The sequence below is a fragment of the Agrobacterium sp. 22-209-1 genome (assembly GCF_053522485.1).
The window spans coordinates 1-20,278 of sequence record NZ_JBNWCH010000008.1 but is presented as its reverse complement, the minus strand read 5'-3'; the positions used below and the strand labels follow the sequence as shown (position 1 = coordinate 20,278).

The 20,278-nt window shown below is 52.9% G+C and carries 14 protein-coding genes and 1 pseudogene; 6 read left to right on the top strand and 9 right to left on the bottom strand.

The annotated features are described in order from the left end of the window. Positions 1-4 precede the first annotated feature (4 nt). The 4 genes from ACQZ48_RS17330 to ACQZ48_RS17315 are packed head-to-tail and all read right to left on the bottom strand — an operon-like array spanning position 5 to position 4,488. The gene (locus ACQZ48_RS17330; RefSeq protein ID WP_080793725.1) at positions 5-937 is read right to left on the bottom strand and encodes an NAD-dependent epimerase/dehydratase family protein; all 933 of its coding nucleotides are present in this window, start codon (positions 935-937) and stop codon (positions 5-7) included. Further along, positions 937-1,674 carry an SDR family NAD(P)-dependent oxidoreductase gene (locus tag ACQZ48_RS17325; RefSeq protein WP_271359005.1) on the bottom strand — a complete coding sequence of 246 codons (738 nt, stop codon included), beginning with the start codon at positions 1,672-1,674 and terminating at the stop codon, positions 937-939. The genes ACQZ48_RS17330 and ACQZ48_RS17325 overlap by 1 nt, the downstream gene beginning before the upstream one ends. A gap of 10 nt (positions 1,675-1,684) precedes the next feature. After that, positions 1,685-3,022, bottom strand: coding sequence for an FAD-binding oxidoreductase (locus tag ACQZ48_RS17320; protein ID WP_448729066.1), 1,338 nt, complete (start codon positions 3,020-3,022; stop codon positions 1,685-1,687). Next, on the bottom strand, positions 3,019-4,488 hold the full coding sequence (locus ACQZ48_RS17315; protein WP_448729065.1) for a UbiA family prenyltransferase: 1,470 nt from the start codon (positions 4,486-4,488) through the stop codon (positions 3,019-3,021). The genes ACQZ48_RS17320 and ACQZ48_RS17315 overlap by 4 nt, the downstream gene beginning before the upstream one ends. Positions 4,489-4,720: 232 nt before the next feature. On the opposite strand from ACQZ48_RS17315, the gene ACQZ48_RS17310 reads away from it, so the two are divergent. Further along, positions 4,721-6,598 (top strand): hypothetical protein, encoded by a 1,878-nt coding sequence (locus tag ACQZ48_RS17310; protein WP_448729064.1) that lies wholly within the window; start codon positions 4,721-4,723, stop codon positions 6,596-6,598. Between the two features lie 181 nt (positions 6,599-6,779). Here the strand turns inward: ACQZ48_RS17310 and ACQZ48_RS17305 are convergent, their stop codons facing one another. Together ACQZ48_RS17305 and ACQZ48_RS17300 are read right to left on the bottom strand one after the other, a co-directional pair. Further along, the gene (locus tag ACQZ48_RS17305; RefSeq protein WP_142913051.1) at positions 6,780-8,693 is read right to left on the bottom strand and encodes an HAD family hydrolase; all 1,914 of its coding nucleotides are present in this window, start codon (positions 8,691-8,693) and stop codon (positions 6,780-6,782) included. 4 nt (positions 8,694-8,697) lie between these two features. Then, a complete protein-coding gene (locus tag ACQZ48_RS17300; RefSeq protein ID WP_448729063.1) occupies positions 8,698-10,458 on the bottom strand; it encodes a glycosyltransferase in 1,761 nt (586 codons plus the stop codon). Positions 10,459-11,013: 555 nt separating this feature from the next. On the opposite strand from ACQZ48_RS17300, the gene ACQZ48_RS17295 reads away from it, so the two are divergent. From ACQZ48_RS17295 to ACQZ48_RS17280, 4 genes and pseudogenes are all read left to right on the top strand, one after another. Next, positions 11,014-12,777: an ABC transporter ATP-binding protein gene (locus ACQZ48_RS17295; RefSeq protein WP_080793738.1), complete on the top strand. Its 1,764-nt coding sequence runs from the start codon at positions 11,014-11,016 to the stop codon at positions 12,775-12,777. 46 nt (positions 12,778-12,823) lie between these two features. After that, a pseudogene (locus tag ACQZ48_RS17290) lies at positions 12,824-13,075 on the top strand (fumarylacetoacetate hydrolase family protein); the annotation flags it as partial. Between the two features lie 4 nt (positions 13,076-13,079). Beyond that, positions 13,080-13,865, top strand: coding sequence for a 2-keto-4-pentenoate hydratase (locus tag ACQZ48_RS17285; protein ID WP_448729062.1), 786 nt, complete (start codon positions 13,080-13,082; stop codon positions 13,863-13,865). 386 nt (positions 13,866-14,251) lie between these two features. Next, complete coding sequence (locus ACQZ48_RS17280; RefSeq protein ID WP_448729061.1) at positions 14,252-15,622, top strand: hypothetical protein; 1,371 nt, start codon at positions 14,252-14,254, stop codon at positions 15,620-15,622. 364 nt (positions 15,623-15,986) lie between these two features. On the opposite strand, the gene ACQZ48_RS17275 is transcribed toward ACQZ48_RS17280, so the two are convergent. Beyond that, positions 15,987-16,892 (bottom strand): LysR family transcriptional regulator, encoded by a 906-nt coding sequence (locus tag ACQZ48_RS17275; protein ID WP_448729060.1) that lies wholly within the window; start codon positions 16,890-16,892, stop codon positions 15,987-15,989. A gap of 184 nt (positions 16,893-17,076) precedes the next feature. Here ACQZ48_RS17275 and ACQZ48_RS17270 point away from each other — a divergent pair, with 184 nt between their 5' ends. After that, complete coding sequence (locus tag ACQZ48_RS17270; protein WP_448729059.1) at positions 17,077-18,120, top strand: aldo/keto reductase; 1,044 nt, start codon at positions 17,077-17,079, stop codon at positions 18,118-18,120. A gap of 51 nt (positions 18,121-18,171) precedes the next feature. Here ACQZ48_RS17270 and ACQZ48_RS17265 read toward each other — a convergent pair whose 3' ends face one another. Both ACQZ48_RS17265 and ACQZ48_RS17260 read right to left on the bottom strand, forming a co-directional pair. After that, positions 18,172-19,122: a bile acid:sodium symporter family protein gene (locus ACQZ48_RS17265; protein ID WP_448729058.1), complete on the bottom strand. Its 951-nt coding sequence runs from the start codon at positions 19,120-19,122 to the stop codon at positions 18,172-18,174. A gap of 246 nt (positions 19,123-19,368) precedes the next feature. Then, positions 19,369-20,278, bottom strand: a 910-nt coding sequence (locus tag ACQZ48_RS17260) for a type IV secretory system conjugative DNA transfer family protein (RefSeq protein WP_448729057.1), incomplete at its 5' end; no start/stop codon positions are given.

The following is a 20,278-nucleotide window of genomic DNA, read 5'->3' as shown; positions in this document are numbered from 1 at the left end:
TCTCCTAAAAATCCAACACAATCTTGCTGTATGTCGGGTGCAGATAGGTCTCGGTGATTGCGTTACGCAATGGGGTGGCCTCCACCCCAAAGACCGCCGGCCAATCAATGACTGGAAATGTTTCGGGTATCACGAGCGCCTCAAGTTGGCTCGTTGTGAAAGGTGGCTTGGAACTCAACTTTCCGTATACGAAAAGAAGCCACCAGAACACCGTGTAAGGGATATGGATAATCCGGGCCTTCGGCTTCACCGTGGTATGGATCAGATTAATCAGATCGCCATAATATACCTGCTCCAGCCCAGAAATATCGTAGGTACCTGTGGGCATTTTCTCCATGGAAGAGATGATGATCGCCGCAAAATCCCCGACATACAAAGGCTGCCTGATGAACTTGCCGTCACCAGGAATCGGGAAGACCGGCACGCGATCCATGAACCGGCGAAGCCAGCCCAGATGCTTGCGGTCAAACCAGCCGAACATCAGTGTAGGCCGCAAAATCACATGCGGAATATCCGTCACTGTGTCGATGAACTGTTCCTGCGCCGTCTTTGATCGCGTGTAGAAATCATCGGCTTTTGAGTTCACAACCGAAGATGAGATATGCACGAAATAAGGCGTTTTGTGCTTACGCATCGCCGCTACGATGTTTTCCGTCGCGGTGACGTTGTTCTCTATGAATTCGCGTTCGTCCAGACCACCGATCTGTGCTTGATTGAGCAGCACGGCGTCGACACCCCGGAACGCATCTTGCCATTCCCCAGGCTCGGCCAGATCGGCTTCTATGACTTCAATCTCAGGGTTCAACTGCCGCAGCAAAGCTGTGTTGCTGGGATGTTTGTCAATGCCGACGATCTCAAGCCCTTCGACACCCTTGAGGCGCGCAATTATATTTTGGCCGACCAGACCCGCAGCGCCCGTTATAAGAATCTTTCTCATTAGATCTCCATCCGATTGAAGATGCGGCTGGGGATATTGCGGATAATCAGCATGATGTAGCGCCAGAATCCCGGCGCATAGGCGATTGGCCCGCCGCGAAGCGCGCTGGCATGAACCACCGCCGCAATCTTCTCCGGCCGCGCCCAAAGAAGGCCGTTCCTGTTCATGCCCTCTGTCATTGGCGTTATCGTCGGACCAGGTTTCACCAAGACAGCACGCGGCCCTTTGTTGGCGAAACGGTGCGCAATCCCTTGCACAAGCACGGCCAGTCCAGACTTTGCTGCACCATAAACATAGTTGGCACGCCGCCCGCGATCTCCCGCAACCGATCCTATAACTACCAACGTGCCTCTCGCCTGTCGCTCGAGCAAATCTGCAGACGCCAGGCACCAGGCGGCAGCGGAATTGAAATTTACCCTCAATATCTCTTCCGCAATTTCTGCGTCGCGCTCAGCCTCATATTGATCACCCAGAATGCCGTAAGCCAGAATGATGTGATCGACTCCGCCGATCTGGTCGGCGAATGCCCGGAGTTGACCAGCAGCGTCATGCGGTGTTGCGAGATCACAGGTAGCAATCTCAACCCGCCCTGCACCTCGGCTCCTCAAGTCGGCCGACGTTTGTTCCAAACGGCCCCTATCGCGACCGACAAGCACAATGGATGCGCCTTCGGCGGCATAAATACGCGCTGTCGCCATAGCGATCGAGGAAGTGGCTCCCAAGAGAATAATTCGCAATTTCTTTCCTTTAATCCTGACTCACGCGCGTCCAAAAACCCGAACGAAATACCGGATCGATATGTTTTGAGAAGAGACGCCAGTCCGGATAGCCTGCCTGGAATACCCTGGCCGGCATTCTTCCGTCCTTGGCGGGATAAAGCCGTCCTTTAGCTTCCATTACAATAGCATCCAGCCGATCCATCAACTTCAGAGTCGTCTCTCCCCGATTCGGAAAATCCAACGCCAGAGTTGTCCCCTCGCGCGGGAACGAAAGAAGTCCGGGCGACTGGATTGAACCGAATGTCTTAAGGACAGCAAGAAACGAGCCCTGTCCACTCGCGGCAATCGTTTTCAACATCTCATTCGTCGCGTCTTCCTGCACAGATGGAGGGACAACGGATTGGTATTGATACATGCCCCTCCGCCCATACATGCGGTTCCAGCGGCCGATCGAGTCCAGCGGATAAAAGAAAGGATAAATACCAGCCCTGCTTTTCCCGCTTTTCTTGCTGCCCCGGTAGAAGTAAGCGGCATTGAAGGCACGAATAGAATAGCTGTTCATCGCCACAGCCGGCAAGCTAACGGGCATGGTGAACGCTGTATTGCCGCTGTCCAGCAGACGGGAACCAAGTTTTGCGTGATTTCCACGCGTAAATATACCCCGCCCCAGCCTGTCTCCGCCAGAAAGGCAGTCAATCCAGGAGACGCTATATTCGAAATCTGCCTCGCTCGCCTCGGCAAGGTGAAAAAACTCTTTTGTATTACCAAATGGAATGTTTTCGACGTCGATGATAGCGCTCTGGATGGGTATCACCTCCAACTCAACCCATGTTATCAGCCCTGTCAGCCCCAATCCGCCGACGGTCGCGGCGAACAGCCCGGTCGTGTCGTCCGCCGCCAACTCGATTTCTTCTCCATCGGATCGCAATAGGCCAATGCGCCTTACCCAACGGCCTATAGTGCCGGTTCTGTGATGGTTTTTACCATGCACGTCGTTTGCGATAGCGCCGGCTATCGTTACAAAACGGGTGCCGGGGGTGACAGGTATAAAATACCCTTGATGAACAATGATCCTGAGGATGGTGTCGATGGACAAACCTGCCTCTGCACGCAGGAGCCTTGTTTCAGGATCGAAGTGAACCACCCTGTCAAGGGAAGTCATGTCGATCAACCCTCCGTTCGGGTTTAGTCCGCTATCGCCATAGGAACGGCGCAGACCACACGCTAACAAGGGAATATCCAGCTTAAGAGCCTCATTCATCAATGACGGCAATTCGTCTCGCCAGGTCGGCCGCGACAGCATATGCCGGGCCCTGAGCACGCCGCCCCACGAACTAACTCCAAACGCGGACGCAAAACGGCTCATAACGCCACCAGAAAAACGATCGCAATGGCCGCGCCGAGACCGATACTTACATTGTCCCTGATGGCGAAACTGACGGGATCGTCGTTCATCCTCCCCCTGTGAGCCAATATCCAAATACGGCCTAGCCATATCGACAACAGGACAGGAATGGCGGATAGAAATTCTGGACGCGCATAGTCATTGCCCGCCAGCATTTCCATCAGGATAAAAATAACCAGAACGACAAGCGACGCCATCGCCGCACTCACGCCGAGCGAAAGTGTGAGCGGCGCATCCCCTACCTCATAACCTCTGCTCTTAAGGCTCGCGGCGCCGCTGGTGGACGCACGAACAATCTCGGTATGGCGTTTCGCAACGGCGAGGGAAAAGAAAAAGAAAACAGCAAATGTCAGAAGCCAAGCCGGACGCGAATGCTCTAACAGAACAGCGCCCATCACCACACGTGATGTAAAGAGGAGGCCGATTATCAGCGTATCGAGCAGAGGAATACGCTTAAGCCCAAGTGAATAGGCGCCTGTGACAACAAAGTAACCCAAAAGCACTGAAGCGAATTGCAACGAAAGCAGACCTGCCGCAAGAAAGCCCGCGAAAATAAGTGCTACTGCAAGCACGAAGCCCGATCTGATCGACAAGCGGCCGCTGGCCATAGCTCGGCTGCGTTTCGACCAATGCTGTCGATCTGCATGCAGATCGGCAATATCGTTCAAGAGATACGTACCAGAGGTTACCGCCAGCAGACAAATGAACGCGAGAAGCGTTTCGACAATCAAAGATACGTTTGACCATTGGTGAGCGAGAATTAGCGGAACAAAAATCAAAACGTTTTTTGTCCAGTGATGGACACGAATCGCCTTCAAAAACTCTTTTACACCGAGAGGCGCGGTAGAAAACTCGGCAATCACGGGTTTGTTCAGCTTCCTGGCCTTTGCAGCAACGCCGCTACTCGCACCAGCCAAAACTATCGCATCCGCTGCATCCCAAACCGACAAATCCGCATTGCTATCGCCGACATAGATGAACCCTTCTGGAAAACGCGAGGCCAGATAGCTCGCTTTAGCAGGGCCTTTCAGGTTGCTCTGACTGGATCCAACTGCGGAATCAAATATTCCAACCTTCGCTGCAACAACATCAACGATCGACTGGTCTGCGGCAGAACACAAATGCAGAGCGTGCCCCTCACCTGCTTTCTGGCGCAGCCAATTCACTAGATCTTCCCTGAAGGGCAAAACAAGCGAAGTGAGATCCAAGTGTTTAGCAATGGAGGCTTTAAGGACATGGCGGCCACGTGAAAGGGTTGGCAGCGCCGACAGCAGTGCGAAAGGCTTTCGGAACAATGAGAGTGCCGCGGCCTCATAAAGCGTATCCGATAAAAGAAGCGTTCCATCCAAATCAACGACAATGGGTAAAGCGGACCGGGCCTCGTCAGCTTTGGAACTCTGTCTCTCTGATGGAAGGTTTAAACTCATAATGCCCTTGCTCTCTCACGTCGCGTCGCTACAGCCTATACGAAAATAACCATGCCATTGCTATCCGCTCATTTGCAGAATTGGAAATGCGCCAGCAGACCCTTTCCTGGCAACGCTGCGGGCGTAGATATGACATCGCCAACCCATAACCGACCGGTATGCAACCAGCTTGACAATTTTCGGCCCAAACGGGATAGCTCAGCGAGTTTGAAGCAGAGGCAGAAGTTTTATAATGAAAATCATCAATCAACGTCTGGTGCTAATAGCACTTGCCACACTGTGTATATCTGCCTTTTTTTCGCTTTATTACTTAACTCAACAGCCGCTCGATATGTATGCGTTTCGTCAGACGCAGACCGCTATAACGTCTTACTGGTTTATTAAGGAAGGATTCGCCCTCGCTTATCAAACGCCGGTAGGTGGAAAACCCTGGGCCATACCGTTTGAGTTTCCGCTTTACCAAGGGATAGTAGCCTTAATAGCGAAAACATTTAACCTGTCGCTTGATGCCGTTGGCCGGCTTGTGAGCTATCTATTTTTACTAGCATGCCTCTGGCCTGTCGCTGGAATATTTAGAATATTTAAGCTTAAGCGCGAGACATTTTATATATTTTCGGCCTTACTATTCTCATCCCCCGTATATTTGTACTGGGGACGGTCCTTCATGATCGAGACAACGGTGCTTTTCTTCACCATCGCGTTTCTATACTATTTTTCACTCGGCATGCGCTATGGTTTTAGCATCCGTTGCAACGCATTTCTGCTTTTGTGTGCGACGCTCGCTTTGCTGCAGAAGTCAACGACGGCATTGCCCGTGATGATCGTGGCGGCGTTGATCTATGCTTATGTGACCCTGCGTCAGGCGGAACGATTTAAATCGCTCTTCAAATTAAAAGTACTTGCTGTCCCCGTTTTCGGCTTCTTGATTCCCGTCATAGTCGCTTACGTGTGGGTAAAATTTACCGACGACCAGAAATCGCTGAACATACTCGGCGAGTATCTGACATCCGCTCGTCTGAACTCCTGGAACTGGGGCACGCTGGCTCAGAGATTTGAACCTACGATCTACGATAAAGTCATTCTGCTGCGGATGTTCGTCGGAAATCTCGGTGCTGTCGTTGGGCTGGGCTTGTTCATCTACTTTCCAATATGGTGCAAGAAGAACGGTCGAAGAACCGAGCTGACGCTATTTTGCATCGCGCTTGCCCTTGGTTTCCTGCCATTTTTTATGTTCCCCAATCTGCATATAGTGCACACCTACTATCAGACGGCCAACCTTGCTTTCCTTCTATTTGCCGCAGCCTTGGCACTTGGAACGTTCTACAATCACGCTCCTAAAGCAGTCACAGGATTTTTTCTTTTTATCTTGGCGTCAAACTACGTCTATTTCGGAATAAAATACTACCCGGCCATATCTCAACAATTTAGCAGCTATGATCGCGACATCGCGGTTGGGAAATCGATTAAAAATGCCACCACAGAAGGTGGGCAGTTTATCGCACTGGGTAATGACTGGAGCTCGACATTCTCCTATTTCGCAGAGCGTAAATCTTTTACGATTCCCGGCTGGCTCACGCAAACCGATGACGTTTTGATGCATCCTGAAAAATACCTCGATGCAGACCAGCTTGGCGGTTTTGTCTTCTGCGGCAACGATACTCTGAACCCTGCTCTTTTCACTAATTTTGTCGCGCGGAAACAATGGAATACTGCTATTGTTAACGGCTGTAAAATCGCTTTCCCGGGAACAGCTTTCAAGGCTGACGGCGCTAATTCCATGGAATGCCACGGTGCGATTGATATCAACGAGATCACGGAGGAAAACGGTGCTCGTGTTGCCAGGCTGGAGGGGTGGGTTATCCCGGTTGATGGCGACAAGAAAATTCGCGAACGGGTTTACATTCAACTCCCAGGATCCAATGGACAGCCACTATATGTCGAGGCATTGAGAACCCCTAGAGACGAGATTAATTCGCAATTGAAAATGCCGCCGGAAAATTTGAGCGGGTTTTCAGCCTTGGTTCCGCTTCAGCACGAGCAGGACACTAAAGATGTTGTGATCATTCGTTCGCGAGGAGACGTCAAAAACATCTGCCGCCTCACTCATTAGAAAAAACTTCCAATATCGGCGACAGACTGACGGACCGATTTCTCACTCACTGCTGGACGTCCGGCGCTTTTGGCGGTCGTCAAGCACCATCACCGCCAGGGTTGCTGTGGCGCCTCTGTCACGAGGTCGCCACACAATGCCATTCTGCCAATGACGCAAATATTGCATCCGGCAATCATTTTCACTTGTTCAATCGATCAAAAGCGACCTTCCAAAATGCGTTATCTCTCGCTAAACGCATCTGTCGTTTCGATTTTCGAATATTGTCGGGCTGTCGGGCCGCAAGGACAAGTCGCGTCGAGGTAACGCCAGCAGTGTCGGAATGGGAAAGTCCTGCGAGCAAATCCAATTCGTCTTGCTGGGGATTGGTAACAAGCCGCTGGAAAGGAGCCGCCCAAGCTGGTGACGAAATCACCGCAGGACTATAGATTTTCAGAAGATACCGGTTATCCTCTACAAATTTTTTTATGCCTTGCTGTACTTTCATCGCCTTCTCGCGATAGTCTCGCTCCTCTGGCAGAATATCCTCGAGTTTGGGAACGATTTCGCCATTATCGGTCATTTCGTAACCTAACGTCGTTCCATGGTCCGCGGTCAACGCGAATTCAAGAAGTTCCACACCGCCGGACTGAAGATACTCTTGGATATCAGGCTGACTGCCATAATGGGACAACCAGCCCTGCATCGAAAACCCAAGATCTCGATTGGTCGTCGCGGATGAGTGGAGTCCCAAATAAAGTCCGATAAAGTCTTCTTTCGAATAACTCTGATCTAGCGTCCCCAACAGGTAACGCTGAATATTACCATTCCAGCCAATATCGACCAGCGCCGTTTTCACCCCCGGGGAGAAATGACGATCGAAATACGGACGGAATTTACGTCGCCTGTCGGAGGCCGCTTTAAGTCCGATCTCGAAAGTTGTGGCAAGCATATCCCGTCCAGCATGAATCTTCTCATGTAAAACCGGCCCACTACCAGTCAGTCCGAATTGGTCCAGCAGGTGCGGTATAGTTCTTACATCATACCCAACGGTCTCAAGGGAATATTCTATTGGCCGAGAGACTTTGCCTGCAAATGGCGCCCAAGTCTTTTCAGTATCCCACTCTCGTATTCCGAATTGATGACCGACACGCCTAGAAAAATGCACGTAGGAACTCGAGATGTGGTCCAAGCCCACGTCCTTTTTTAGATTTTCAAACAAATGGTGGGGAAGCCATCCATCTCGGGCGACAAAAGCAACCCGCTCGACTTTTGATTCACGAATTTTTGCGCACAGCCACAGCATGAATCCGAAAATCAACGGTCCGAATGTCCGGTACCCAACACGTTCATAGTCGTCCTGGGGCACGAACTGCTGCGACTGCGGCATGGCAAGAAACTCGATCACGCTATTGATCACATAGTCACTTCGCGGACGAGCACAAAGCATTCGTTGATTATCGACTTTCGCCCAATCCGCCCAACGGGTTTTGATTGAATACTTCTCTGCCTGTTTGAGATCGGACCAATCGTTATCGCCGACATGCAACCAGTTCGCGTCTTGAGGAATGTTTAGTCTGGCTCTAACTTCCGGGTATATCCATCCGCTATGCTTGCTTTTCCTGAGTTCTCCCGAAACAAAAACAGGAATATCGCGCAGGTTCGGAAATCCTTTCTCTTCAAGCATCTCCTTCAGCCATGACGATGGCAAATACATGTCCGAAATGAATGCGATCTTTTTTGTTTTTTTTCGGAGTTCTTCGAAAATATCCAGACCTTTTTTACTGGCAAAAAGGAATGTTTTTTCCAGCTCAAGCTCCTTCATTTGGAGTAATTGCCTCAGCTCGGAACCACATCCACTGAGCACTTCATAACGATGGTAAATCTCATCGAGATTGATTTCACCTTCAGCGTTAGAGGCTGCAGCAAAAATATCTCGTGCTTCCTTTTCTGCCCGCATACGATGGTGGCTAAATGAAGCGAGAATGTCGTGGTTGAGAAGGGCGATATTATTCTGCAGCGCCGCTATGCGCACCGCTTCAAATACATCTACAGGCGCACGCAATTTACGATGTACCAACGTGTCGAAAATATCGAATGTCACCAAATCATACATGGACTTATCCTTCGATCGCACGACCGAGAACGCGGTTTCTCCACCGCCGGAACGAACGGGAAATAGTCTGACGCCAACGAGGACGCTCGTACCGAAGACTTTTTACAGCCTCTTCCATTTGCCACAATCGCCATAGAACATGATTGAATTCGTTTTGCGTAAGCTCTTGTACTTCCATCGGAATTGTGATCGCCATCCGGTTTTCCCCATTTTGTCCGGCGACCTTGCGTATGAGGTCGTTACGGATTTTCTGGTTATAAAGACGATGTCGATCTGCACCGGCATGCACCGTATTTCCCAACGCTCCCGTCGATGAAACCCGATGATGGTAAAAGCTCAAAAACTCAGGGACCACCCAAACATCATGCTTGAGAAGAAAACGCGAGTGAAAATCCCAGTCACCGAGAACAGGCAGACTCTCCTCAAAAAGCCCAATCTCTCGAGCCGAGGGTAAGTTGAACATAAATGCAATTGGAGGAAATTGGTTACGAACCAACATTTTTTGAACGGAGAGCAAACCTTCGTCGAGATTGTCGGAATGCCATGATCGGAATGGTTCGACCCGCTCTATTATTATTTCATTACCGACAACAGTTTCAAATACAGTGTTGATGCGGCATACAATTCCTTTGATTGACGGGAATGTTTTCTGACGACGAGCGATGGTTGAGGTCATCGAAGCCAGAAACTCGGGCGCCCAGCTATCATCGTCATCGTGGATGACGGCATATTCTGTATTCAACGTTGCGAGTCCGGCATTTGATGCCGCCTCCATTCCCTTGGACACCTCATGATGAAGAACGCTCACTCTCGCGTCTCCCTCGAAGATCTGCCCAACGAGCCAATCAACGGACTCAGCCTGCCCGCCATCATTTACGACAACCAGTCTCCAATCTTCATATGTCTGGTTCTTTACGCTTTCCAGCGCCCTTCGAAGCAGTACGGCGCGATCCTTTGTCCGAGTGACAATCCCCACACCAGTAGGGCCAGAGACGCTTTCCGCGCCCGCTCCGTCTCCGTCAACTTGAGATGCGCTATTTTTCGTGGCTAGGCTGCTATCCATGAATATAAGATTGACCGCTGTCTTAGCTACGAGCACATAACCCTTGCTTTCCAGCAACTGAGAGATCAGTTCAGCATTGTTTTCAATAAAATGTTCAGAGGGCTCCGCTTGGACAACGGCAGGGCGCCAGCGGTCCCAATCGACGTCCTTAAGCAAGTCAAGGTCCAAACCTTCAGTGTCGATGGACAGATACAAGGGTGCGCGCTCTGAAAAAAACTCCTCAAGCACATCGTTCATACGAGACGCCTGAACCGTGATGACATCTTTCAATCCGACGGCGCCATCTTGCCAATCTTCGACAAATCGCCTCGATAAAGACGAGAGTTCATTTTGATTTGATACGAAAAGCTCTGCGGTATCTGAATCACCGACAATAATCGCCTTGTTCAAAACAAGGTCTTGTTTTCGAACCTTTTCCAGATCGGCTATAAGCGCCGGATTTGCCTCAACCAGGACCCCACTCATTCCCAATTCGAGAGAAAGAAGATATGTCGCACTTGTGGCAATAGGATGATTAGCGCCAACCTCAAGATATCGCTCTGCCGAAAGATCAAAATGCCTACGCGCGGAAAGCGCTTTCAGTATACTGACAACAATAAGATCTTCTGCGCATTGCGCATAATATCTCTGCGCCAAAGCCTCAATATCAGGCGGACTCAATCCAAATTTCTCAATTTCATTATAAACGAAACTATTCCTCAAGGAGCACCTTAAAAACCATTAACATGCAAAAATACCAAATCTAAAAAAATCCAATCAACTAATACTCATTATAATTTTTATAGTCTATAGAAATTTCGTAAAAATAATAAGATTAGACAATACTTAATTAATTACACTTTTGATTAATAATATTAAATCCAAAAAATACTTATAAATACAGGAATCATGATAAAACTCACATCCAGTGAACATTATGATTCTGTGTAGCCAAACACGGGAGGCATGATCGCGCACGACACGCGCACGAAGCCAAAGCGCTGATATTGACAGACAGAATGAGGAGGACTATTTGCTAGCCACTAATTTGGGCCGCACATGGCTTGGAAATGGGGGGGTCGCCCTCGTAAACGCAAGTCGTTGCCGAACTATCTTGATCCGAGTTCCGTAAATCTCCGTGCAGCGCGGATGGATGATGCAACAAGGTGAATACGAGTGACATGCTGACTAGGTGACACTACAATTACCTTTGCCATGGGGTGGTGAGCAGGTCTTGCTTCGGAACGATATTTATCTTGAATTCGCAAGGATATTGCAGTGATCGGATCATTTTTGTCGCCAGACGACAAAAAGCTGTTAACGCGGCTATTTAAGGAAAATTTCAAAAAACACGTCGGCTGGTATTCTGCGGCAATCGCGGCGATGCTCGTTGTCGCGGGCATGACATCTCTTAGCGCTTGGATAATGCGTGATATTGTCAACAGCGTCTACCTGAAGCAAGGTTTCGATGTCGTCCTCGAGATTGCATTTGCAGTTGCAGCCATCTTCATAGTGAAGGGGCTTGCTACCTTTGTTCAGAGCTATTACCTCAGCAAAGCGGGAAATAGCATCGTCGCCGAGCAGCAGCGCAAAATATACGATAGGCTCCTCAAGCAAGGCGTCTCTTTTTTCCAAAATTTGCCATCTTCAGAACTTCTGGTCCGCGTGACCTACAACGCCCAAGCTGCCCGCAGCGTCATCGACACAATCGTCACATCCTTCGTTCGCGACCTCTTCTCCCTCCTCGGCTTGATCATCGTGATGTTCGCCCAGAATTTCCTTCTGAGCGCGATTTCCATGATTATCGGTCCTTTGGCAATCTTCAGCGTTCGTCTCGTTCTGCGGCGCGTCCGAAAGATCATGGAGGCGGAACTTGCTTCGTTGGGCGAAATCGTCAACGTCGTCCAGGAAACCAGCATCGGCGTGCGAGTCATCAAGGCTTTTTCCTTAGAGAAGCTGATGGCACAACGCATGAACAAAGCGGTTTCCGATGTCGAGCAGCGAGCCAATGGCATAGCCAGACTGGAAGCCGCGACCAGCCCGATCATGGAAACCTTGTCTGGCCTTGCCATTGCAGTGGTAATTGCCGTCTCTGGCTACACTGTGCTCGAAAAAGGCGGTTCCCCCGGCGATCTGATGGCCTTTATCACGGCTCTTCTCCTTGCCTACGAGCCTGCCAAGCGGCTTGCTCGGATGCGCGTGCAGATCGAGGGCGGGATGATAGGCGTGCGCATGATGTTTCAGGTGCTGGACGCGCCGCTAACGCTCACCGAAAAGAAGGACGCAGTCCCGCTTCCCAAGGCAAGCGGCGATGTCGAGCTTAAGAACGTCAGCTTCGAGTACGTGCCCGGCCAGCCGGTTCTTAACGACGTTAGCGTCCTCTTCGAAGGCGGCAAGATGACGGCGCTGGTCGGTCCCTCCGGCAGTGGCAAGTCTACGATCATCAACCTCATGATGCGTCTTTACGATCCACAGAACGGCTCCGTTGAAATCAACGGCATGGATCTGCGCGATGTTTCCTTTGCCAGCCTGCGCGAACACGTTTCTTATGTCGGTCAGGAAACATTCCTGTTCTCCGGAACGATCAAGCACAACATTTCCGTCGGCCGCGACAATGCGACAGAGGAAGAGATCATAGCGGCAGCAAAGGCTGCGAATGCGCATGATTTCATCATGAAGATGCAGAACGGATACGACACCAGGCTGGGCGAAAACGGCTCCGGCCTGTCTGGCGGCCAGCGACAGCGTGTAGCGATTGCACGCGCGATGCTTCGGGACGCGGATATCCTGATCCTGGACGAAGCGACAAGTGCACTGGATTCCGAGTCCGAGGCTCTCGTGCGGGATGCGCTAGAGCGCCTGACGCTCAACAAGACATCCATCGTGATCGCCCATCGCCTTTCCACAATCAACCGCGCCGACAAAATCGTCGTGATGGATAATGGTGAAGTGGCCGAACAGGGAAGCCGGCGTGAATTGCTAGCGAATGACGGTCTGTATAAACGACTTCACAGCATCCAGTTCGACGCAGACGTCGCGTGACACAAAAATAAAACCGGGCGGCCATTGCCGCTCGAATTTTATTTCACAGCGAAAAGGAGCCGTCTCGACATCCAAGATGAGTTTCCCGATCGCAATGCTTGTTTCTTACATCAGCCGCTTCATGCGCCTCATGCCGGGCGACGTTATCACCACGGGCACGCCGCCAGGGGTCGGCCTTGGAATGAACCCGCCCGTGTTCCTAAAAGCCGGCGACGTGGTCGAACTCGGCATTGATGGCCTTTGCACACAACGTCAAATCGTGACGGCATTCAGCGCGCGAGATCAGCAGGAGACATGAGGGAATGACTGCAATCGAGAAGCTGGTTGAACGCTTCACCACCGCGAGCCGAGGCGGGGCGAAAATTTCTCTGGCGGCGGTGCAGGCGGAGGGTCTCATCCCGGGTACGCTTGCAGAGGCTATGGCGGTCCAGCGGGCTTTTGCTGAGAGCTGGGCAGAACCGGTTGCCGGCTGGAAACTGGCTATCCGCCCGGACGGCGAGGCCGTCGGGGCGCCCATGTTCGATTGCGTGCGGGTCGATGAAGCCAATGCCGCTTCTTTTCCCCATGGCGGCACCGAAGGCATCGAGGTCGAGATCTGCTTTACGCTTTCGGCGGATATTCCTGCGGCGGCGGCGGGGCCGCTGGCGAGGGCCGACCTGATGGCATTTATCGACAAGGTCCATCTTGGCGCTGAACTTCTCCGCTACAGGCTGGCGGAGAAAAACCAGGTGCCGTTTCCGCTTTTTCTCGCGGATCGTCTCGCCAACCACGGCTTCGTCATCGGACCGGAAGTCGATAAAGGCATCGTGGATGTCTTTGCCGGAAATGGCGAAAACCTGCCGCAGCTCACCGTCACCGACGGGTCGGTATCGCTGTTCGATGCTACGGCAAAACATCCCAATGGCGATCCGCTTGCGCCGCTGGTCGCCTTTGCCAACTCGGCGTTCAACAGGGGCAATATGCTCAAGGCTGGTAACGTCGTAACGACAGGCAGTCTCTGCGGTGCGATACCAAGCACGATTGCCAATGAGACGCACATAAGGCTGGAACCGGTTGAAACCTTCACACTCTCAGGTCCGAGAGAATAGACGTTCGCCCTCCAGCTAATTCCGTTTCCTGCGACCGGCCGCCTTTATCCCGTTTTCGGAATTTTGACACGAAAAATCGGAATTTCTGAGAACCCCAGATTAGCGGGTCAAAGGCGTGTTCTGTCGCCAAAAATCCATTTTTGGATGCCCGTTGAACTCTTCTGCGGCTCAAATCCGACGCCGTTAGATCAGGAGCATGAGCCGTGTGGATGTCGTGCTGTTCGTGTCCTCCTGAGCCCACGAAACGTTTTGCGATTGGCACACTATGAATGTGGGGAGCGCGCACCATTTAAGTAGAAAACGCAGCTTACGGATGGTAAGGAGCGTCTTGATTCAATTCTCAATTGACTGGGCTTTTTACGTTTTTTTGCTTGTTGGGGGCAATAATGAATAAAAGTAACTTGTATGGCGCGACGGAACGCTTTCGATCACAGGCAACTCCTGTGGCAAGTGGTCTGCTGGCGCTTGCTCCTTATGCAGTGGCCATAACGATTGCCTATTTGTTTTATGCCAACATCCTTCCCTATTTTCGACCGTACGCTTGGGTGGATGACTGGATTTATGCACGGCCACTCGAATTCACAACGCAGCGAGAATGGTGGGTGTGGCTTTGGCAGCAGCAGGTAGACCACCGTATCCCGATCCAAAAGCTTACAAACTTTTTCATCTTGTCGTGGTCCGGGTTTGATTATCGATGGCTCGTCGGCGTCAACTTTTTGATGGCTCTCATAAGCACGGTGTTTATCGTGGAAGCGGCAAGAGTTTATCGAGGCAGAAGGTCGATTGGCGATGTGGCCATTCCCTTCATCTTCCTAAACTTTGGTATGGGCTACACCCAGTGGGGTTTCCACTTCCAATTCACTTCGTCCATTCTTTGTTTATCCGGGTTCCTCCTAGCCACTTTATTGTGGCTTCGGAGCCAGAGTAACACGCATGCGTTTCTTGCAGTCTTCAGTCTGACGATCGCGTGCTTGACCGGCATGAACGGCGTTCTTCCAGCCTTAGGTGCCGGCATTGCATTTACAGCTTGGGCAATTTGGCGAAGGAAACCGTTCGGTACAGTCTTTCTCTTTGCCGTCCCTTTGATCGTCGCGTCTCACATCTTGGCAACATGGACCCCTTACGCTGGCGGGGATCAGTCTTCAGTGAACGCTTATGAGTTCTTGGACTATGCCATGGGCCTAACCACTGGATCGTTTGCGTTCTTCCTGCAAAGTTACGAGACACTGGCCCGTGTTGTCGTCACATCTCTCATGATCTTTGCCATCATATCGATCGTGTTCCGGCTCAAACGCAGGCAATTGGATGACGCTGACTTGCTGGTCTTTGCATGTCTTGCCATTTATGTCTGTCTGTTGGCCGCGATCTCTTACGGTCGGGCAAAAATGCAAGGTGGTTGGGAGGCAGGGTCCGCAATCCATTATGGGGTACTTACAATTTTCGTGCCGATCCTCTCTTGGATTATCGTTTCGAAGAACGCGCCAAAGTATACAGTTGAGCTGCTTGGTGCGATCCTCTTAACCATCGGAATCTGGGTCTTTCAGGTGAATGTCGAGACAAGAATGTGGTATATCAACCACAATAATCCGCTTCAGGCGAAGGCCTTGCAGGATTTAGCATCCGAGAAGCCCATTGAGGAAATTGCGAAGGAAAACATTACGCAATTTCACGCTGGAATGCCGGGTATTCATGAGGTCACCGAAGGAATAGCCGCATTTCGTAAAGCGCACGCTGAACTCTACGGTGGGAAACCGTAGAGTTCGTTTTTTATCACGTGGAAGGCCACTCACCAACGACGATCGCTTCTTCGGAGGTCGCATTATTGACGAGTTCCACGAGGCGATCGAGAGTGGTTTGGCACTGGATAACGTGCGCCTTTCCGTCAGCCCCAGCCTTCTGAATTTGCGCTGCCGAGTGATCGCGGAAGCTCCACAAATCTTTCTCATCCATACACCAAAACGGGGTTGACCATCCGCTTCCAGATGTTGGCAGCAAGCTGTCAGTCACCGGTCCCATCATGTTTATCCTATCGGTGATTTTGATCGTGCCCCAGAGATTCCGGTAACTGGTGGAAAAGTATACCGCCTCCATCCGGGCCGCACTTTTAATATCCCGGGAAGGTCACTTCACCCGCCCGTATTCGCCGAGAAAATCAAGCAGGGCTCGAATACGTGCCGGAAGCGGTCCCCGTTGGCCTACATAAACGGCATGAAACATCTCCGTCTCACCCGTATCGAGATGATCGAGCACGGAGACCAACCGACCGGCGGCGATATCCTCTCGCAAGGTGAAGGCAGCAAGGCGGACCAGACCGACACCGGCAAGGGCAAGACGGCGAAGGCCCTCGCCGTCGCTTACCTGCACGCGCCCCGTCGCCGGAATGACAACAGTCTTTCCGGCATCCCGCAACGGCCACCCGTCGACTGATCGGGCATAACCAAATCCGAGCCGATTGTGATTTTCCAGATCGGCGATTGTTTGCGGCACGCCGCAGCGCTCCAGATAATCCGGAGCGGCAGCAATGATCATCCTCGTCTCACCGAGTTTCCGGGCGACGAGGCTTGAGCTTTTGAGCGGCCCGGCGCGCACCGCGACATCCATGCGCTCTGCAAGAAGGTCAACCACGAGATCCGTCTGAACGATATCGAGCGTGATGCCGGGATGAAGCGTCAGGAACCGCGGCAATATGGGCGCAAGAATATGCGCTGCATAAGAAGCACTGGTATTGACCCGTACGCGGCCGACAGGCTGTTCGCCCTCACCGGCGGCGCGTTCGGCCTCTTCAAGATCGGCGAGAATGCGGGTGGCCCTTTCATAGAAGGCGCAGCCCTCCGGTGTTATCTGAAGCTGCCGGGTGGAACGGTTGAGCAGGCGCGCGCCCAAGCGGCCTTCCAACCGTGCGATCAGCTTGCTAACCGCTGAAGGCGTCATGTTTGCCGCCGCGGCTGCCCGGGAAAAACCGCCGAGTTCAACGACCCGCACGAAGATTTCCATCTCCCCTGCCCGATTGATTTCCAGTCGTGCCATGATGACTTGATCTCACAAGTGAAAGTATTTTCGGCATTCTATTTCATTGAAGAGCGAGCGTCTATCTTCAGACAGCGATTGAAACGCATCGCAATCTTCATCTGCAAAATCACGACGGGATGGATAGAGCGTGGTGATGCCAGAACCCCGCCCGCAGCCATTTCGAAGCAAGAAGGAACGCCCCATGGAAAATCGCTATCTCGGCAAATCCGGCCTGAAAGTGCCGGTCTTGAGTTTCGGCACCGGAACTTTCGGCGGCTCCGGCCCACTTTTCGGCAACTGGGGCAATTCAGACGCCACAGAAGCCCGGCGCCTGATCGATATTTGTCTGGAAGCCGGCGTCAACCTGTTCGATACCGCCGATGTCTATTCCAATGGCGCATCGGAGGACGTGCTCGGCGAAGCCATCAAAGGCAGGCGCGACAGCGTTTTGATCTCGACCAAGACCAGCCTGCCGATGGGCGACGGGCCGAACGAGGCGGGCTCGTCCCGCTTCCGATTGCTGCGGGCGGTGGATGACGCCCTGCACCGTCTCCAGACCGACTATATCGACATCCTTCAACTCCACGCCTTCGACGCCTTCACGCCGGTTGAGGAAGTGCTCTCGACGCTCGATGCGCTCGTCCGGTCGGGCAAGGTGCGATATACCGGCGTCTCGAATTTTTCCGGCTGGCAGATCATGAAATCGCTCGCCGTCGCGGATCGATACGGTTGGCCGCGTTATGTGGTCAACCAGGTCTATTACTCCCTGATCGGCCGGGATTACGAGTGGGATCTGATGCCGCTCGGCGCGGATCAGGGTCTGGGCGCAATGGTCTGGAGCCCGCTTGGCTGGGGGCGATTGACAGGAAAAATCCGCCGCGGCACGCCGCTGCCCGAAGGTAGCCGCCTGCACGAGACCGCCAGCTTCGGCCCGCCGGTGGATGATGAAGATCTCTACCGCGTGATCGATGCGCTTGACGCTGTTGCAGAAGAGACCGGCAGGACGGTACCGCAGGTCGCCCTCAACTGGCTGCTCAGACGCCCCACAGTCTCCACAGTGATTATCGGTGCGCGCAATGAGGAACAGCTTCGCCAGAACCTCGATGCCGTGGGATGGGAACTGACGCCCACGCAAGTGGCGCAGCTGGACGAGGCCAGCGCGAGGGCCGCTCCCTATCCGCATTTCCCTTATCAGCGGCAAGCGGGCTTTGCCCGGCTTAATCCACCGGCCGTCACTATGCCGTAACAGGGTTAATCGGGCCGCCTGAACCGCAGGCGGCCCGACAGATGTGGAGCTTCAGGCGGCTTTGTCGTCAGAGCCAGCTTCCACACGGCCCGAGAACCAGTTCGCGAGGATTGCGCCGGAAATATTGTGCCAGACGCTGAAGATCGCGCTCGGCACCGCAGCGACAGGTGAGAAGTAAGCCGTGGCAAGCGCCGCGCCAAGGCCTGAATTCTGCATGCCCACCTCGATCGCGATGGACTTGCGCTTGGCAAGCGACAGGCCCGTTGCCTTTGCCGCGAGATAACCGATGAGATAACCAAGACCGTTATGCAGGATTACGACGGCAAGAATCATCAGCCCGGACTGGGCGATAGCCGCCTTGGATCCTCCCACCACCGCCGAGACGATCAAGACGATGCCGATGACGCTCACGAGCGGCAATGCCGGAACGGCGGCCTTGACGAGACCGGGCAGCAGCTTCTGCAGAGCGGCGCCGAGAGCGAGCGGAACCAGAACGACCTTGACGATGCTGAGGAACATGGCCCAGCCGTCAACCGGCAGGTACTGGCTCGCAAACAACCAGACGAGGAACGGGGTCACCAGCGGCGCGGCAAGCGTGGTGACCGAGGTGCAGGCAACCGACAGCGCGACATCGCCCTTGGAGAGATACGTCATGACGTTAGAAGATGTGCCGCCCGGGCAGCAGCCGACCAGAATGACGCCAGCGGCGACTTCTGGCGGCATGGGAATGATCCGGGTGAGCAGCACCGCCAGAAGCGGCATAACCAGAAACTGGCCAAGGACACCGATCGTCACATCGAACGGCCTTTTGACGACCTCTCTGAAGTCATCGACCGACAGTGTGAGCCCCATGCCGAACATGATGATCGACAGAAGCGTGACGATCCACGGCGCTATCTGCTTGAAGGTATCCGGAAAAAAGAAGCCGAGCACGGCAAACAGGATGACCCAGACGGCAAAGGTCTTGCCCACGAAAGCCGAAACGGCTGCCAGCGTTTTCATGTCTATACTCCCAATATAATCATGGGACCCCGTCTAGACTCCTACGGTGCCCTGTCAAGGTCATTACTCCGTTGCTAGACTTCGCGGTCGAAAAACGATCCCTCGGCCGCGATGCCGCCGTAGCCGCGGGACTGCAATTGGACAAAAGCTCATCTATCCGCGTCCGGTTGCGGCGAACAAAGCCCGAAGGACCTCACATGCAAAGTCCGATGCAGATACCGGACTGCCTTTTCGTTGTGGATCCCGTTAGACTGGATCAAACATCTCCCTGAACTCTCGATCAGCAAAATAGGCAAGTTTCTCTGCAAAAATTGGCCGCTGCCCGGCCAGGAATAGCAATTGTCCTTTCGCCGGCAAATTGCGCACCTCATCAGGGGTGAGTAGCGGCCGGCCGGTATGCTGTTGGCTATAGGAGATCCCGGTCTTGTCGGAATCGAGGGCTCTCGCCATTATCTGGAACACGACTGTTTCCTGCCCGAGCAAATCAGAGATGAGGCGGGCGCTGTCATGATCGTTGACGCCAAAAACCTGCAGCACGCCAGCGTTTGACAGGAAAGTTCCGGCGCGGTGACCGTATGTGGCACGCAGCTGATGGATGTCCTGGAGGATGGGCCAAAGCTGGACACCATAACCCGCCATCAGACCCATCGCGCGTTCGACTGGTGCCAGATGCCCAAGGGATGCGAACTCATCGAGCAGATATAGAACCGGTGTCGCCGGCCTTGCCGGATCACGGGCCATTTCGGTCAGGCTTTGCGAGACAAGCAGGCGCAGCCAGCGCGAATAGGTCGAAAGGCGATCAGGCGGAAGAACGAGAAACACCGTCACGTTGCTGCGCTTCAAATCGGTAAACCGGAAATCCGAGCGACTGAGCACGGTCGTCATGCGCGGTGAATCAAGAAAATGCGTATGGCGTTGTGCTGCCGACAGAACACCTGCGGCTTCGCGATCGGATTTTCCGAGGTGGCGGTTTGCGGCACGAGCGACAAGACCTCTTGCCGCATCGCTTTGCTGCATACGCTTGAGCAGTGCTGTAAACTGTTCAGGAGCAAGGGTGTGAACCGCACCGGATTTACCGGAGACCGTTTGGTTTAAGTTATGCGGCCAATGCTGGTGCGTCCAGCATGGCGTAGTATCGTTCCTCGGCCTCTGCAGG

Bases quoted from the DNA above. Each gene is read 5' to 3' on its own strand.
- ACQZ48_RS17320 (WP_448729066.1), bottom strand. From the start codon at position 3,022: ATGAGCCGTTTTGCGTCCGCGTTTGGAGTTAGTTCGTGGGGCGGCGTG.
- ACQZ48_RS17280 (WP_448729061.1), top strand. From the start codon at position 14,252: ATGAATAAAAGTAACTTGTATGGCGCGACGGAACGCTTTCGATCACAG.
- ACQZ48_RS17285 (WP_448729062.1), top strand. From the start codon at position 13,080: ATGACTGCAATCGAGAAGCTGGTTGAACGCTTCACCACCGCGAGCCGA.
- ACQZ48_RS17270 (WP_448729059.1), top strand. From the start codon at position 17,077: ATGGAAAATCGCTATCTCGGCAAATCCGGCCTGAAAGTGCCGGTCTTG.
- ACQZ48_RS17305 (WP_142913051.1), bottom strand. From the start codon at position 8,693: ATGTATGATTTGGTGACATTCGATATTTTCGACACGTTGGTACATCGT.
- ACQZ48_RS17310 (WP_448729064.1), top strand. From the start codon at position 4,721: ATGAAAATCATCAATCAACGTCTGGTGCTAATAGCACTTGCCACACTG.
- ACQZ48_RS17330 (WP_080793725.1), bottom strand. From the start codon at position 937: ATGAGAAAGATTCTTATAACGGGCGCTGCGGGTCTGGTCGGCCAAAAT.
- ACQZ48_RS17265 (WP_448729058.1), bottom strand. From the start codon at position 19,122: ATGAAAACGCTGGCAGCCGTTTCGGCTTTCGTGGGCAAGACCTTTGCC.
- ACQZ48_RS17275 (WP_448729060.1), bottom strand. From the start codon at position 16,892: ATGGCACGACTGGAAATCAATCGGGCAGGGGAGATGGAAATCTTCGTG.
- ACQZ48_RS17315 (WP_448729065.1), bottom strand. From the start codon at position 4,488: ATGAGTTTAAACCTTCCATCAGAGAGACAGAGTTCCAAAGCTGACGAG.